This is a genomic window from Pseudomonas guariconensis (genome assembly GCF_024127895.1).
Taxonomy (GTDB): domain Bacteria; phylum Pseudomonadota; class Gammaproteobacteria; order Pseudomonadales; family Pseudomonadaceae; genus Aquipseudomonas; species Aquipseudomonas guariconensis_B.
Genome location: NZ_JAMYBK010000004.1, coordinates 187,270 through 201,755 on the forward strand (window position 1 = coordinate 187,270; position 14,486 = coordinate 201,755).

The 14,486-nt window shown below is 66.3% G+C and carries 9 protein-coding genes; 4 read left to right on the forward strand and 5 right to left on the reverse strand.

What is annotated here, in order from left to right:
• Window positions 1-263: 263 nt before the first annotated feature.
• Window positions 264-839 (reverse strand): ANTAR domain-containing response regulator, encoded by a 576-nt coding sequence (locus tag NJF35_RS07215; RefSeq protein ID WP_225786963.1) that lies wholly within the window; start codon window positions 837-839, stop codon window positions 264-266.
• An 11-nt stretch (window positions 840-850) separates the two neighbouring features.
• Window positions 851-2,044 (reverse strand): CmpA/NrtA family ABC transporter substrate-binding protein, encoded by a 1,194-nt coding sequence (locus NJF35_RS07220; RefSeq protein ID WP_262924579.1) that lies wholly within the window; start codon window positions 2,042-2,044, stop codon window positions 851-853.
• 150 nt (window positions 2,045-2,194) lie between these two features.
• Between NJF35_RS07220 and NJF35_RS07225 the strand changes: the two genes are divergently transcribed.
• The gene (locus NJF35_RS07225; RefSeq protein WP_225786961.1) at window positions 2,195-3,220 is read left to right on the forward strand and encodes a quinone-dependent dihydroorotate dehydrogenase; all 1,026 of its coding nucleotides are present in this window, start codon (window positions 2,195-2,197) and stop codon (window positions 3,218-3,220) included.
• 98 nt (window positions 3,221-3,318) lie between these two features.
• On the opposite strand, the gene rmf is transcribed toward NJF35_RS07225, so the two are convergent.
• Window positions 3,319-3,534 (reverse strand): ribosome modulation factor, encoded by a 216-nt coding sequence (rmf, locus tag NJF35_RS07230; protein ID WP_225786960.1) that lies wholly within the window; start codon window positions 3,532-3,534, stop codon window positions 3,319-3,321.
• A gap of 550 nt (window positions 3,535-4,084) precedes the next feature.
• Between rmf and rlmKL the strand changes: the two genes are divergently transcribed.
• Together rlmKL and NJF35_RS07240 are read left to right on the forward strand one after the other, a co-directional pair.
• Window positions 4,085-6,277, forward strand: coding sequence for a bifunctional 23S rRNA (guanine(2069)-N(7))-methyltransferase RlmK/23S rRNA (guanine(2445)-N(2))-methyltransferase RlmL (gene rlmKL / locus NJF35_RS07235; protein WP_253080508.1), 2,193 nt, complete (start codon window positions 4,085-4,087; stop codon window positions 6,275-6,277).
• A gap of 94 nt (window positions 6,278-6,371) precedes the next feature.
• Window positions 6,372-8,765, forward strand: a complete 2,394-nt coding sequence (locus NJF35_RS07240) for a diguanylate cyclase (RefSeq protein ID WP_253090886.1) — start codon at window positions 6,372-6,374, stop codon at window positions 8,763-8,765.
• 78 nt (window positions 8,766-8,843) lie between these two features.
• Here NJF35_RS07240 and dacB read toward each other — a convergent pair whose 3' ends face one another.
• Window positions 8,844-10,307, reverse strand: coding sequence for a D-alanyl-D-alanine carboxypeptidase/D-alanyl-D-alanine-endopeptidase (gene dacB, locus NJF35_RS07245; protein WP_225786957.1), 1,464 nt, complete (start codon window positions 10,305-10,307; stop codon window positions 8,844-8,846).
• Between the two features lie 185 nt (window positions 10,308-10,492).
• Here dacB and NJF35_RS07250 point away from each other — a divergent pair, with 185 nt between their 5' ends.
• Window positions 10,493-10,840: a YggL family protein gene (locus NJF35_RS07250; protein WP_225786956.1), complete on the forward strand. Its 348-nt coding sequence runs from the start codon at window positions 10,493-10,495 to the stop codon at window positions 10,838-10,840.
• 33 nt (window positions 10,841-10,873) lie between these two features.
• On the opposite strand, the gene NJF35_RS07255 is transcribed toward NJF35_RS07250, so the two are convergent.
• Window positions 10,874-14,485: a transporter substrate-binding domain-containing protein gene (locus NJF35_RS07255; RefSeq protein WP_253090887.1), complete on the reverse strand. Its 3,612-nt coding sequence runs from the start codon at window positions 14,483-14,485 to the stop codon at window positions 10,874-10,876.
• Window position 14,486 lies beyond the last annotated feature (1 nt).

Sequence of the window (14,486 nt, forward strand, 5' to 3'; positions counted from 1 at the left end):
TTGCAGCGGTAGTCATGCCCTGCCTGCGCAGGGCGGAACGAAAAAGACGCCGCTTCCCTGTCCACCGAGGTGGAGGGGGAGCGACGTCTTTGTCGGGAGTGGGGGCAACCGCCGTTGGCTACCTGTGGGTATCGTTCAGCAAGAGCCGGGCCAACTTGTGCTCAGTTGAGGGCGAGTCTGTGAATGCTGGCAACGGGTGGTCCTAGGGCCGCTTCGCGCCCCAGGGATCTCGAGGCTGGGCTCACATCCTCGAGGCCCTGGCTTCAGCCGAGCATTTCATGCATGGCGATGATCTGCTCGGCCACCTGGATCAGCTTCTGCTGGCGGCTCATGGCCTGGCGCCGCATCAAGGTGTAGGCCTGTTCCTCGTTGCAGTCCTTCATCTTCATCAACAACCCCTTGGCCTGCTCGATGCGCTTGCGCTCCGCCAGTTGCTGGTCGCGGGCCAGCAGTTGGGCCTTGAGCGCCTGGTCGCTCTCGAAGCGGGCCATGGCCACGTCGAGGATCGGCTGCAGGCGCACCGCCTGGATGCCTTCGACGATGTAGGCACTGACGCCGGCCTGGATGGCCTGGCGCATCACCCCTGGGTCATGTTCGTCGGTAAAGAGCACGATGGGCCGGGGGCGGTCGCGGCTGACCAGCACCACCTGTTCCATCACGTCCCGGCCCGGTGACTCGGTATCGATCAACACCACGTCCGGATGCACCGTTTCGACGCAGGTGGGCAGGTCGATGGTCAGGCCCGTGGCTTCGATCACCTCGAAGCCGGCTTCGATCAGCGCGGCCTTGAGGCGGCCGACTTTCTTTTCCGTGTCGTCGATCAGCAGGATGCGCAGCATGTTCGTCCCCCTCACAGACCGGCGCGCACGCCGTGCGCCTCGTCCAGGGCATGCAGGCGGAAGCCACGGGCATAGCCGTGGGGATCGCTGCCGTCCCAGTGGATGCCATCGAGCAGCAGGCTGCTGCGCATGGGCGAGTCGTCGCACGGCACGCCGAGCGCCGTGGCCGCCTCACGGTACAGCGCCAGTTGCTGGACCTGGCGGGCCACGCCGAGGTAGTCGGGGTCGTCGTGCAGCAGGCCCCAGCGGCGGAACTGGGTCATGAACCACATGCCGTCGGACAGGTAGGGCAGGTTGGCGCGGCCCTGGTCGAACAGCCGCAGGGCGTGGCGGTCGTGCCACTGGTTGCCCAGGCCGTCCTGGTAGTCGCCGAGCAGCCGCGCCTCGATGCTCGACAGCGAGGTGTCCAGGTATGCCTTGCCGCTGAGCAGTTGGGCAGTGCCTCGGCGGTTTTCCTGGCTTTGTTCGATGAAGCGGCTGGCGGCGAGGATAGCCTTGACCAGGGCGCGGGCGCTGTTGGGGTACTGCTCGACGAAGGCGCGGGCGCAACCGAGCACCTTTTCCGGATGGTCCGGCCAGATCGACTGGCTGGTGGCCAGGGTGAAGCCCTGGCCCTTGGCCACGGCGTCGGCGGACCACGGCTCGCCGACGCAGAACCCATCGATGCGCCCGGCCTGGACATGCGCGGCCATCTGCGCCGGCGGCACCACCACGCTGTGCACGTCGCGCAGCGGGTGGATGCCCTGGCTGGCCAGCCAGTAGTACAGCCACATGGCATGGGTGCCGGTGGGGAAGGTCTGGGCGAAGGTCAGGCGCGCGCCATGCTGGTGCACCAGGCGCGCCAGTGCTTCAGGGCTGGTCACGCCCCGGCGTTGCAGGGCCGGGGACAGGTTGATGGCCTGGGCGTTCTGGTTCAGGCCCATGAGCACGGCCATGTCGCGGGCCGGTACGCCGCCGATGCCCAGGTGCACGGCATAGACCAGGCCGTACAGGCAGTGGGCGGCGTCGAGTTCGCCGCTGACCAGCTTGTCGCGTAGGCCGGCCCAGGACCCCTGGCGCTTGAGGTTGAGGGTCAGGCCGTGGAACTGGGCGAAGCCCTGGGTGGCGGCCACCACCACCGATGCGCAATCGGTCAGGGCCATGAAGCCGATGTCCAGGCTGGTCTTTTCCGGCGTGTCGCTGCCGTTGACCCAGGCCAGGGGCATGCTTGGAAAGTGTGTATTCACGGAGTTCTCGCCGTTGCTCAATAGGCTGTCGTTGTGCCTGACGAAGCAACCCATGTGCCAGGGCCCTGTCGCCCGGGCGACGTGCTGGCTATAATCCTCCCCCTCACTCACCGCGAGTCTTGCCCGCCCATGTATACCCTGGCCCGCCAGCTGCTGTTCAAGCTTTCCCCGGAAACCTCCCACGACCTGTCCCTGGACCTGATCGGCGCCGGTGGCCGCCTCGGCCTCAATGGCCTGCTATGCAAGCAGCCGGCGGCTTTGCCGGTGACGGTCATGGGCTTGAACTTCGCCAACCCGGTGGGCCTGGCCGCGGGCCTGGACAAGAACGGCGCGGCCATCGACGGTTTCGCCCAGCTGGGGTTCGGCTTCGTCGAGATCGGCACCGTGACGCCGCGCGCACAGCCGGGCAACCCTCGGCCGCGGCTGTTCCGCCTGCCGGAGGCGACGGCGATCATCAACCGCATGGGCTTCAACAACCTGGGCGTCGACCACCTCCTGGCACGGGTACGGGCCGCACGCTACGACGGTGTGCTGGGCATCAACATCGGCAAGAACTTCGATACCCCGGTCGAGCGTGCGGTGGATGACTACCTGATCTGCCTGGAGAAGGTCTACGGCGCGGCCAGCTACATCACCGTCAATGTCAGCTCGCCCAACACGCCGGGCCTGCGCACCCTGCAGTTCGGCGATTCGCTCAAGCAACTGCTCGATGCCCTGGCGGCGCGGCGCGAGCAACTGGCGCTCGAGCACGGCAAGCGTGTGCCGCTGGCGATCAAGATCGCCCCGGACATGACCGACGAGGAAACCGCCTTGGTCGCCTCGGCCTTGCTGGAGTCGGGCATGGATGCGGTGATCGCCACCAACACCACCCTGGGCCGCGAGGGTGTCGAGGGCTTGCCGTTCGGCGACGAGGCGGGTGGCCTGTCCGGTGCGCCGGTGCTGGAGAAGAGTACCCATACGGTCAAGGTGCTGTCGGGCGAGCTGGGCGGCAAGCTGCCGATCATCGCCGCTGGGGGGATCACCGAAGGCCGGCATGCGGCGCAGAAGATCGCCGCAGGCGCCAGCCTGGTGCAGATCTACTCGGGGTTCATCTACAAGGGGCCGGCATTGATCCGCGAAGCGGTCGATGCCATTGCGGCGATGCCGCGCCAGTAAAGCGGCGGGCATAAAAAAGGGCCCCTCGAAGGGGCCCCTGGGCCTCAGCCCGCCGCCCGGATAGGGCGTGCATGGTGACTCGAATTCAGTGTCCTCGCTCAGCCAACGGCGTGATTTTCGTTGAGTCTCTGGATACCAGCGGTGCCGGTCAGACCGTCCCAGTTGTCGCCCCGTCCTTCACGCCAGCCATTGATCCAGGCTTGGCGAACGGATGGCAGGTTGAAGGGGCAAAGCTCGCGGGATTTGCCGGTGACCCCATACTGGTAGCCACGTGAATATGCTCTTTCCAACGGATCACGCTTAAGTCTTCTCATAGGGTGTTGCCCTCACTTGTTGACTGTAATGTCCCGTCGGCCTCTCCGAGGCCGGGCAGAATCTTTCTGCCGGTATGCGCTCGCTGCCGGCGTGGCGAGCAGAAGTGCCGTCCCGTTGCGAGACGGCCTAAGAGGAGTTCTAACCAAAGCGCGTCACACTGTGAATGATCGATTTGTCATAAGGACGTAACCTTTCCGAGGGTCAGAGGATAAGTAAATAAATGCGACTCAACTTTATTTGCCGTTGAGCCCGCTATGATCAGGGTTTAATGCCCCTTGGCGTCATTTGGCCAGTGCTGCTGGAGGATGACGGTAATAATAGGTAATGCGACGAAGGGTCACATCGGCTGCTTCGCCGCCGGAAATTTTCGTACTGCCTGACGATCTAACCTGCTTTCGCCACGGGCGGAGGGTATGTCGATCAGGCGGCCTGGCGCTTCCCGAAGACGGGCAAGGCCACTCGGACGCCTGCTGGAAGGGTGTTCGGGCAAACATCGGCGGGGCGATGCGTCGCCCTGTCACTCACTCAGCCCAAGGCTCTGGATTGCTCATGTCGGACCGTTTCGAACTCTATCTCACCTGCCCCAAGGGCCTGGAAGGCCTGCTCGCCGAGGAGGCCCGCGGCCTGGGCCTGGACGATGTGCGCGAGCACACCTCGGCCATCCGTGGCCTGGCCGACATGGAAACCGCCTACCGCCTGTGCCTCTGGTCGCGCCTGGCCAACCGCGTGCTGCTGGTACTCAAGCGTTTCGCCATGAAGAACGCCGACGAACTCTACCAGGGCGTGCACGGGGTCGACTGGCAGGACCACCTGGCCGCCGACGGCACCCTGGCGGTGGAGTTCAGTGGCCATGGTTCGGGCATCGACAACAGCCACTTCGGCGCCCTCAAGGTCAAGGACGCCATCGTCGACAAGCTGCGCAACCGTGAGGGGCAGCGCCCGTCGGTGGACAAGATCGACCCGGACCTGCGCGTGCACCTGCGCCTGGAGCGTGGCGAGGCGATCCTCTCTCTCGACCTGTCCGGGCACAGCCTGCACCAGCGTGGCTATCGCCTGCAGCAGGGCGCTGCGCCGTTGAAGGAAAACCTGGCGGCGGCGGTGCTGATCCGTGCCGGTTGGCCGCGTATCGCCGCCCAGGGCGGCGCCCTGGCCGACCCCATGTGCGGTGTCGGTACTTTCCTGGTCGAGGCGGCGATGATGGCCGCCGATATCGCCCCGAACCTCAAGCGCGAGCGCTGGGGCTTCAGCGCCTGGCTCGGCCATGTGCCGGCGCTGTGGCGCAAACTGCACGACGAGGCCCAGGCCCGTGCCCAGGCCGGGTTGGCCAGGCCAGCGCTGTGGATTCGCGGCTATGAGGCCGACCCACGGCTGATCCAGCCAGGGCGCAACAACGTCGAGCGCGCCGGGCTGGGGGATTGGGTGAAGATCTACCAGGGTGAGGTCGGCAGCTTCGAGCCGCGCCCGGACCAGAACCAGAAAGGCCTGGTGATCAGCAACCCGCCCTACGGTGAGCGCCTGGGCGACGAGGCCAGCCTGCTGTACCTCTACCAGAACCTCGGCGAACGCCTGCGCCAGGCGTGCCTGGGCTGGGAGGCGGCGGTGTTCACCGGCGCTCCGGAGCTGGGCAAGCGCATGGGCATCCGCAGCCACAAGCAATACGCCTTCTGGAACGGCGCGCTGCCCTGCAAGCTGCTGCTGTTCAAGGTGCAGCCCGACCAGTTCGTCACCGGCGAGCGTCGCCAGGCCGATGCCGAGGCTGGCGAGCCGGGGCGGCCTGCGAGCGTGGCCAGTGAGCCGGCGCGTCTGTCCGAGGGGGCGCAGATGTTCGCCAACCGTTTGCAGAAGAACCTGCGCCAGCTGGGCAAGTGGGCCCGGCGCGAGCAGGTCGACTGCTACCGCCTGTACGATGCCGACATGCCGGAATATGCCCTGGCGGTCGACCTCTACCAGGATTGGGTGCATGTCCAGGAGTACGCCGCGCCGCGCTCGGTCGACCCGGACAAGGCCCAGGCTCGCCTGCTCGACGCCCTGGCGGCGATCCCCCAGGCGTTGGGCATCGACCCGCAGCGCGTGGTGCTCAAGCGCCGTGAGCGCCAGAGTGGCACGCGCCAGTACGAGCGCCAGGGCAGCGAAGGCCGCTTCCAGACCGTGAACGAGGGCGGCGTCAAGCTGCTGGTCAACCTCACCGACTACCTGGACACCGGCCTGTTCCTCGACCATCGGCCGATGCGCCTGCGCATCCAGCGCGAGGCGGCCGGCAAGCGCTTCCTCAACCTGTTCTGCTACACCGCCACGGCCACGGTCCATGCGGCCAAGGGCGGCGCGCGCAGCACCACCAGCGTCGACTTGTCCAAGACCTACCTCGACTGGGCGCGGCGCAACCTGTCGCTCAACGGCTTCTCCGAGCGTCACCGCCTGGAGCAGGGCGATGTGATGGCCTGGCTGGAAGACAACCAGGACAGCTACGATCTGATCTTCATCGACCCGCCGACCTTCTCCAACTCCAAGCGCATGGAAGGTGTGTTCGACGTGCAGCGCGATCACGTGCAACTGCTCGACCTGGCCATGGCCCGCCTGGCGCCGGGCGGTGTGCTGTACTTCTCCAACAACTTCCGCAAGTTCCAGCTCGACGCGAGCCTGGTCGAGCGTTACGCGGTGGAGGAGATCAGTGCCCAGACCCTGGACCCGGATTTCGCGCGCAACAACCGGATCCACAGGGCCTGGCGCCTGCAAGCGCGGTGAGTCGACGAGGTACGTTGCGGGGCTGATGGCCAATGGCTATAAATCAGCATAGGGCTGGACAATTCGCAGGACGCTGACGTGATGAGAATGCTCTATGTCGAAGTGTGGCGTGCGTGCGAAGGTGCTCGGCCTGTTCAGCGAAGCGCTGTCCGCCTGGGCCGTGGCCTTGGTGGCCCTGGTCGCGGGCGGCCTGCTCACGGCCGCGCTGGCCATCGCCGCGCAGAGCCTCTACAAGCAGCAGTTGCGCCAACGCTTCGACCTGCTGGCCAATGAGCGCTACAGCCGTATCGCCGAACGCTTCGACGACCAGGAGCAACGGCTGGATGGCTTGCGGCGCTTCTTCACCTACTCCAACGAAATCACCCCCCGGGAATTCGACGGCTATGCCCGCCCGCTGCAGCACCGGACCCAGGCCTACGCCTGGGCGCCGCGGGTCGAGGCCGGGCAGCGCGATGACTTCGAGCGACGGGCCAGCGCCTGGCTCGGCCAGGACTACCGCATCCGCGACCAGGACGGGCAGGGCGGTTGGCGCCCGGCAGCGCCCCGCGACCCTCATTATCCGGTGCTCTACACCCAGTCTTCTGACGTGCTGGGCCTGCCCGCGGGCCTGGACCTGCGTGGCCAGCCCCAGCGCGAGGCGACCCTGGCCCGGGCCGTCTCGCCGGGTAGCATGGCGGTGTCCGCGCCGCTGGATGTGATCAACGCCGAAGCGGGGGTTGTCCGAGGCTTGCTGATGGTGGCGCCGGTGTTCACCGAGAACGCCCTCGGCGGCCCACCCGCCGGCTACGTGATGGCGCTGCTGAGCCTGCATCAGTTGATCGCCGAGGGCCTGCCGCCAGCGGCCGAGGACAACCTGGTGGTGCGTATCCTCGATACCTCCGGGCCGAGTGGCGACGAAGTGCTGTTCGACTCGCAGAGCCCGGTCGCCCGGGTGCGATTGGCCAGCCGGCACCTGTTGCACCTGGCCGACCATCATTACCAGCTCGACATTCGTCCCAGCCTGGTCTTTCTCCGGGCCAATCGCGCCTCCGTGGTCCTGGCGGTCAGCCTGCTGGGCGGCTTGCTGAGCGTATTGCTCAGCGCCTTGCTCTACAGCCTGTTCAGCCAACGGCAGCGGGCCTTGCACCTGGTCGAGCAGCGTACCGCCGAGCTGCGGGTCAGCGAGCAGTCCCTGCGCGAGACCCACAACCAGTTGCGCAGCGTGCTGGATGCCGCGACCCAGGTGGCGATCATCGCCACCAGCCTCAAGGGCTTGGTCAGCACCTTCAATGCCGGCGCCGAGCGGATGTTCGGCTACACGGCCCGCGAGGCGATCGGCCACTTGACGCTGGAGGACCTGGTCCAGCCCGAGGAATTGCATCAGCGTGCCCACGCCTTGAGCCTGCGCTACGGGCGCGAGATCTGCGGTGGCCAGGCGATGTTCGCCGAGACGGTGCAGGAGGGCGGTGGCGAACCGGGGGAGTGGACCCTGGTGCGCAAGGATGGCAGCCACCTGTTGGGCAACATGCTGGTCACCGCGGTGCTCGACGAGCAAGGCCTGTGGGTCGGCTACCTGGCGATCTGCATCGACGTCACCGAGCGCCGGCGTGTCCTCGAAGCGTTGGCCGTGCGTGATCGCCTGCTGGAAAAGCTCAGCGCCGAAGTCCCCGGTGGCATCTACCAGTACCGCCTGGACGCTGATGGGTGTTCCTGTTTCCCCTATGCCAGCAAAGGCTTGTACGACATCTATGAGGTCGACCTGCAGCTGCTGCGCCAGGATGCCACGGTGGTGTTCGAGCGCATCCACCCTGACGACCTGGACCGGGTGCGCAGGTCAGTGCGCTATTCGGCCGAGCATCTCACGCCGTGGCGCGAGGAATACCGGGTGGTCCTGCCCCGGGCGGGCCTGCGTTGGGTCCGTGGCGAGGCGACGCCGGAGGAGGGCGAGGATGGCTGTACCTTGTGGCATGGCTACCTGACCGACATTTCCGATCTCAAGCGGGTCGAGGAAGAGCTCAGGACTCTCTCGGTCACCGATGCGCTGACCGGTATCCACAACCGCCGCTACTTTCAGGAGCGGCTCAAGAGCGAGCTGGAACGGGCCCAGCGGGATGGCCTGGACCTGGCGGTGATCATGCTCGATATCGATCATTTCAAGCGGATCAACGACCAGTACGGGCATGCGGTGGGCGACCATGTGTTGCGCAGCCTGTGCCAGCGTATCGGGCACAGGCTGCGGCGTACCGATGTGTTCTGTCGGCTGGGGGGAGAGGAGTTCATGGTGCTGTGCCCGGGGAGCAATGCCGAGCAGGCGCGCTCGCTGGCGCTGGAGTTGTGGCAGGGGGTTCGCAGTGTGGCGGTGGAGGGCGTGGGCAGGGTGACGGCGAGCTTCGGGGTGGCGGGCTGGCGGCCGGGAGAGGGCGCCGATGCGCTGTTGCTGCGGGCCGATGCCGGGGTGTATGCGGCGAAACAGGCGGGGCGGGATCGGGTCGAGGCGGAGTTGTCCTGAGGTTTGGCAGGGCGGGATTTCGGCATTATGTGTAGGCAAGTACGCCATTTTGGGGGCCGCTTTGCGGCCCCAAGCCCATCAGGGCCCTGTAGCCGCCGTACGCTCGATCAGCTTCGGTTGCCGATAAAGGTCCAACAAGACCTGGTCAAGCACCTGCGAAGCCCCCCAGGGCCGGGGATCGTTGAGGATTGCCGCCACTGCCCAGGTATGGCCGTTGCTGTCCCGAGTGTACCCGGCAATCGCCCGCACGGTATTGAGCGTCCCGGTCTTGATGTGGCCCTCGCCGGTCAGGGCGGTGCGCTTGAGCCGCTTGCGCATGGTGCCGTCCATGCCTACCAAGGGCATGGAACTGATGAACTCGGCCGAATAAGGGCTCTTCCACGCCGCCTTGAGCAGCGCCGCCATCTCCCGTGTGCTGACCCGCTCGGCGCGAGACAGCCCGGATCCGTTCTCCATCACCAGGTGTGGCGCGGTGATGCCCTTGCGCGCCAGCCACTGGCGCACCACGCGCTGGGCGGCACGGGCGTCGTCGCCGTCGACGTCGGTACGGAACTGCGCGCCCAGGCTGAGGAACAACTGCTGGGCCATGGTGTTGTTGCTGTACTTGTTGATGTCGCGGATCACTTCCACCAGGTCTGGCGAGAACGCGCGGGCCAGCAGGCGTGCGCTCTTGGGCACGTTCTCGACGCGGTCGCGGCCCTGGATGGTACCGCCCAGCTCGCTCCAGATCGCCCGCACGGCGCCGGCGGCATAGGTCGGATGGTCGAGCAGCGCCAGGTAGGTCTGGGAGTTGCAGCCATCGCCCAACTGGCCGCTGACCACGACGCTGACACCATTGGCCTGCACCGTCGGGTTGTAGCGCACCTCACCGGTGCACTGCCGGGACGTTAGGGCCTTGACCTGGTTGTCGATGCGGATGTTGGCGATTGGTGGTTCGACCGATACCGTCACCTTGCCGCCGTCGTTACGGGCGACGAAGCGCAGGGCCTTGAGGTTGACCAGCAGCGAGTCGGGCCTGACCAGGAACGGCTTGTTCATGTCGCCGCCGTCATCGTCGAACTGGGGCAGGTTGGGCTGGACGAAGTGGCTGCGATCGAGCACCAGGTCACCGCTGACGGTGCGTACCCCGTTGGCCCGCAGGTCGCGCATCAGCAGCCAGAGCTTCTCCATGTTCAGCTTCGGATCGCCGCCGCCCTTGAGGTACAGATTGCCGTTGAGCACGCCGTTGCTCAGGGTGCCATCGGTATAGAACTCGGTCTTCCACTGGAAGGTCGGGCCGAGCAGTTCCAGGGCGGCGTAGGTGGTGACCAGCTTCATGGTCGACGCCGGGTTCACCGACACGTCGGCGTTGTAGATCGTCGGTGTGCCTGGCCCATCGAGGGGCAGCATCACCAGGGACAGGGCAGAATTCTGCAGCTTGTTGTTCTTCAGCGCCTGCTGCACCTTGGGCGACAGGGTGGTGTTGACGGGGGCGGCCTGGCTGGGCATGGCCAGTGGCAGGAGCAGGCCGGCGAGGAGCAGTGGGCGGAGCGTTTTGATCATAGGTACTGGAACCCTGCGTACGAGGGAAAGGACAACGGGGCTGTACGAGATGATGGCCCCCAGACGAAATATAGTGCGCATTATGCCCCAAGCGTACCGCCCATGGGCCATGTCCGACGGAAAAGCGCCGCATCGCCACGGAAACTGGTAAAGTGCCGCGCGTTATTACTCAAGAGGATTGTTTCATGGCTACCAACCGTTCCCGTCGTCTGCGCAAGAAGCTGTGCGTGGATGAGTTCCAGGAGCTGGGTTTCGAACTGAACCTGGAATTCAAGGAAGACCTGTCCGAAGAAGCCATCGATGCCTTCCTCGACGCCTTCCTCGCAGAGGCCATGGATGCCAACGGCCTGGACTACGTCGGCGGCGATGACTTCGGCCTGGTCTGCCTGGCCAAGCGTGGTTCGGTCAGCGAAGAGCAGCGCGCTACCGTCGAGGCCTGGCTCAAGGGCCGTGGCGAACTGACCAAGATCGAAGTCAGCCCGCTGCTGGACGCCTGGTATCCGGACAAGCCGATCAACGCCAAGGCCGATTGATCTTGCCGAAGCGGCCGCCGTCGGCGTGCCGCTTCACCGAGCGCCGACCGGGCCGTGCAGGTACCGGGCCAGCGCTTCCTCGACGCGGCGCATGTGCCGCGCCAGTGCCTGCCGTCGCAGCTTGAGCTGCATCAGCGGTAAATCTTCCTGTTCAAGGGCCTCGCAGGCCGCCATCAACTCCCTGGCTTCCAGCATCCGTGCCGCGCTGAGGATCTTGTGCGCCTGGCCGGCGATCGCCTGGGCATCTTCGTGTGGATCGATGGCCATCAAGATGGCCAGGTCCTGCTGCAGGCTTTGCAGCAGGGTGGCCAGCAGGCGCTGGCGATCTTCCTGGTTGTCGCCGACGATGGTCGCCAGCCCGTCGAGCGTGAAACGCTTGTGCTTGCGTGGGGATGGCGCGCAGGGCGTTACGCTGGCCAGGCGCTGCTTCAGGGTGCGCAGGCCGATGGGCTTGAGCAGGCAGTCGTCCATGCCGGCGTCCAGGCATTTCTGGCGGATCTCGGGCTGGGCGTTGGCGGTATAGCCGAGGATGACGCAGCGCGGCCGGCCTTGCGCGCCTTCCTCGGCGCGTACCGCCTCGGCGACCTGGTAGCCGCTCATGTGCGGCATGTTGCAATCGAGGATCAGCACATCGAAACCACCCTCGCGCCATTTCTCCAGGCCTTCGCGGCCATCGCCGGCGCTGGCATGGCGCAGCCCGAGGAACCCCAGTTGCTGCGCCATCAGCAACAGGTTGGCCGGGTGGTCGTCGATCACCAGCACGTTCAGCCGGGTATCCGGTGTGTCCACGTCCGCGACGTCAGGGGGGGCGGACGAGGGCGCCGCGACGCGCTGCAGGGGCATCTGCAGGCGGACGCGGGTGCCGACCCCTTGCAGGCTCTCGAGCGTCAGGTCGCCGCCCATCATCTGGCACAGGTTGCGGCTGATGGCCAGGCCCAGGCCGGTGCCGGCACGTGCGCCCTCGCTGTGGGGGTTGGCCTGGACGAATGGGTTGAACAGCTGACGCAGTTCGTCTTCACGGATGCCGATGCCACTGTCGCGCACCTCCAGGTCAAGGGTCGGGCCGGCTGCCGGGTTTTCGTCGTGCAGGGCCATGCTGATGCGCACCTGGCCGTGTTCGGTGAACTTGATGGCGTTGCTGACCAGGTTGGACAGCACCTGCTTGAAGCGCAGCGGATCGAGCAACGCATGGCAGCGTGCGTTCGCTGCGATGACCACTTCCAGGGACAGCCCTTTCTGCCGCGCCAGGCCATCGAAGACCCGGCCCACCGACTCGACCAGTGCACCCAGGTCGACCGGTTCCACGGACAGGGACAGGTGGCCGGACTCGATCCTGACGATGTCGAGGATGTCGCCGATCAGGCCCAGCAGGTCCTTGGCCGAATGGTAGGCGACCTCCAGTGCCGGTCGGTCCAACTGCCCCTGGTCCGACCGCCTGACGGCCAGCTCGAGCATGCCGATGATGGCGTTCATCGGTGTACGGATCTCATGGCTGATGGTGGCCAGGAAGGTACTCTTGGCGCGATTGGCATCGTCGGCTTGCTGCTTGGCCTGGCGCAGGGCCTGGACCAGCTTGCGCCGGTCGCTGATATCGATCCAGCCGCCGATGATCCCCTGCACCTCGCCCAGCGAGTCGCGGTAGGGCAGGATCCAGTGGTAGATGGTCAGCTCCCGTCCTTTCATTTGCAGAGGACGATCCAGGATCAGTGGCGTGCCGGCCTCCATGACCTGCTGGTAGTCGGCCTCGATCTGCCGGGTATGTTCAGGGTCGCTGCACAGGCTGTCTGCCAGGCGCTTGCCGATGACCTCCGCGGGCTGCGCCTGGACGGCCTCCAGGTAGCTGTCGTTGCAGCTTTGCAGGCGCCCCTCGCGATCGCGTACGTACATCGGGTGGGGAGTGCCGTTGAGCAGTGCGCGCATGAACTCCAACTGGTCGCTCAGCGCCCGTTCGGCGCGCTGGCGATGCCGGATCTGCCGGCGCAGGCGGGCGTTCCAGACCAGCGCCAGCAACAGCAGCAGGCCGAAGCCCAGCAACACCCGCACGGCCAGGCGGCGAAACTCCCGCCAATGGGCATCGTCCTGCACGCCATAGCCACGCCAGCGGTTGTTGATCACACCCAGTTCTTCCGGCGAGATGCTCAGCAGGGCCTTGTCGAGGATCGAGGCGAGCGCCTGGGCCTGGCCGGTGCTGGCCATCGTGAAGGTGGCTGGCTCGTTGCCGATCGTGCGGCGGATGACCAGGTCGGGATTGCCGGCCAGCGCATGATTGGCGTCGATCAAGGTGGCGATCGCCGCATCCACCGCGCCGCTGCCGAGCAGCGCCATGGAAAAGAACGGGCTTTCGGTCTCGATCCGCCTGACCTGAGGGTGCTGCGTCGCGAGCAGTTCGGCCATGAGGCTATCGCGGGTGATGGCGACCCGCTTGCCCTGCAATTGCTCGAGGGAGGAGGCTTGTCCAGGGCCGGCACGGGTCACCAGCACGTAGTTGCTTTCCAGGTAGGGACGGCTGATCCGCAAGGCGCCGTCGTGTTTCTCGTCGCTGGAAATGGCCGCGATCACGTCCGCCCGGCCGTCCTTGAGGCGGGCGATCATGTCACGGATGCCGCTGGCCCGCTGGACCTCGAAGCGCAGCCCGGTGCGCAGGCGGATCAACTCCAGCAGGTCGGCGGCGATCCCACGGAAATGGCCGCTGCCGTCGAAGTAGGACACCGGGGCCGCGGTTTCGTTGACGGCGACGCGCATCACCGGGTGCTGCTGCAGCCAGTGCTCCTCGTCCGGCGTCAATTGCAGCTTGCGGTCGGTCAGGAGCATGTCGCTGCCGGCGCTCCAGCGCTTGAAGATACTGGCGGTCACGGCGTTGGGCTGGCTGTCGAGCACGGCATCGACCAGTGCCTTGAGCTGGGTATCCTCGCGGCGCATGGCGAAGCTGAAGCCGATGGCTTCGTGATTGCCGAAGCTGGCCATGCGCAGCAGGGGCAGGTGGCCCCGGTTGAGCTGGTAGTGGGTGGAGATGGTGTCGCCGATGAACACGTCGGCCTGGCCGAAGGCCACGGCGTTGAGTGCCTGGGTGGACGAGGGGAAGGCCAGGAGCTCGGCCTGCGGATAGTTGTCATGCACTTCCCGCGCGGGCAGGTAGTGGTAGAGCATGCTCAGGCGCATGCCTGCGAGCCCGTCGTCCAAGGGGCGCATTTCGTCCTCGCGGGTCACCAGCACCGGCTGGTCGATGGCGTAGGGCCGGGACAGCGCCAGGCCCGCCGAGGCTTCGTAGCCATTGGCGCTGCCGAGCAGGTCGATGCGGCCCTGCTTGAGCGCGTCGACCGCTGCCTGGCGGCTGGAAAAGCGCAGCACCCGTACTGGCAAGCCGAGCACCTGGCCGATCAGGCCGGCATATTCGGCGGTGAGCCCCTGGTAGTCGCGGCCGCCGGTGGTGATGTCGAAGGGCGGGTAATCCGGAAAGGATGCACCCATCACCAGTTCCTGTTTGCCTTCCAGCCACTGGCGTTGCGCCTCGGTCAGTTCGGGGCGGGTGGGCTTGACCGTCGATCGCGTGAGCAGGGTGAAGGCCTCGGCATCGGCCTGTGCCGCGTAGGCCTTGCCACAGGCCAGGGCCAGGACGATGCACAGGCAGGTCAGGTAGCGCTTCATT

Excerpts from the sequence above, each read along its gene's own strand:
- NJF35_RS07225 (WP_225786961.1), top strand. The coding sequence starts at position 2,195 with ATGTATACCCTGGCCCGCCAGCTGCTGTTCAAGCTTTCCCCGGAAACC.
- NJF35_RS07255 (WP_253090887.1), bottom strand. The coding sequence starts at position 14,485 with ATGAAGCGCTACCTGACCTGCCTGTGCATCGTCCTGGCCCTGGCCTGT.
- NJF35_RS07220 (WP_262924579.1), bottom strand. The coding sequence starts at position 2,044 with ATGCCCCTGGCCTGGGTCAACGGCAGCGACACGCCGGAAAAGACCAGC.
- rlmKL (WP_253080508.1), top strand. The coding sequence starts at position 4,085 with ATGTCGGACCGTTTCGAACTCTATCTCACCTGCCCCAAGGGCCTGGAA.
- dacB (WP_225786957.1), bottom strand. The coding sequence starts at position 10,307 with ATGATCAAAACGCTCCGCCCACTGCTCCTCGCCGGCCTGCTCCTGCCA.
- NJF35_RS07250 (WP_225786956.1), top strand. The coding sequence starts at position 10,493 with ATGGCTACCAACCGTTCCCGTCGTCTGCGCAAGAAGCTGTGCGTGGAT.
- NJF35_RS07240 (WP_253090886.1), top strand. The coding sequence starts at position 6,372 with ATGTCGAAGTGTGGCGTGCGTGCGAAGGTGCTCGGCCTGTTCAGCGAA.
- NJF35_RS07215 (WP_225786963.1), bottom strand. The coding sequence starts at position 839 with ATGCTGCGCATCCTGCTGATCGACGACACGGAAAAGAAAGTCGGCCGC.
- rmf (WP_225786960.1), bottom strand. The coding sequence starts at position 3,534 with ATGAGAAGACTTAAGCGTGATCCGTTGGAAAGAGCATATTCACGTGGC.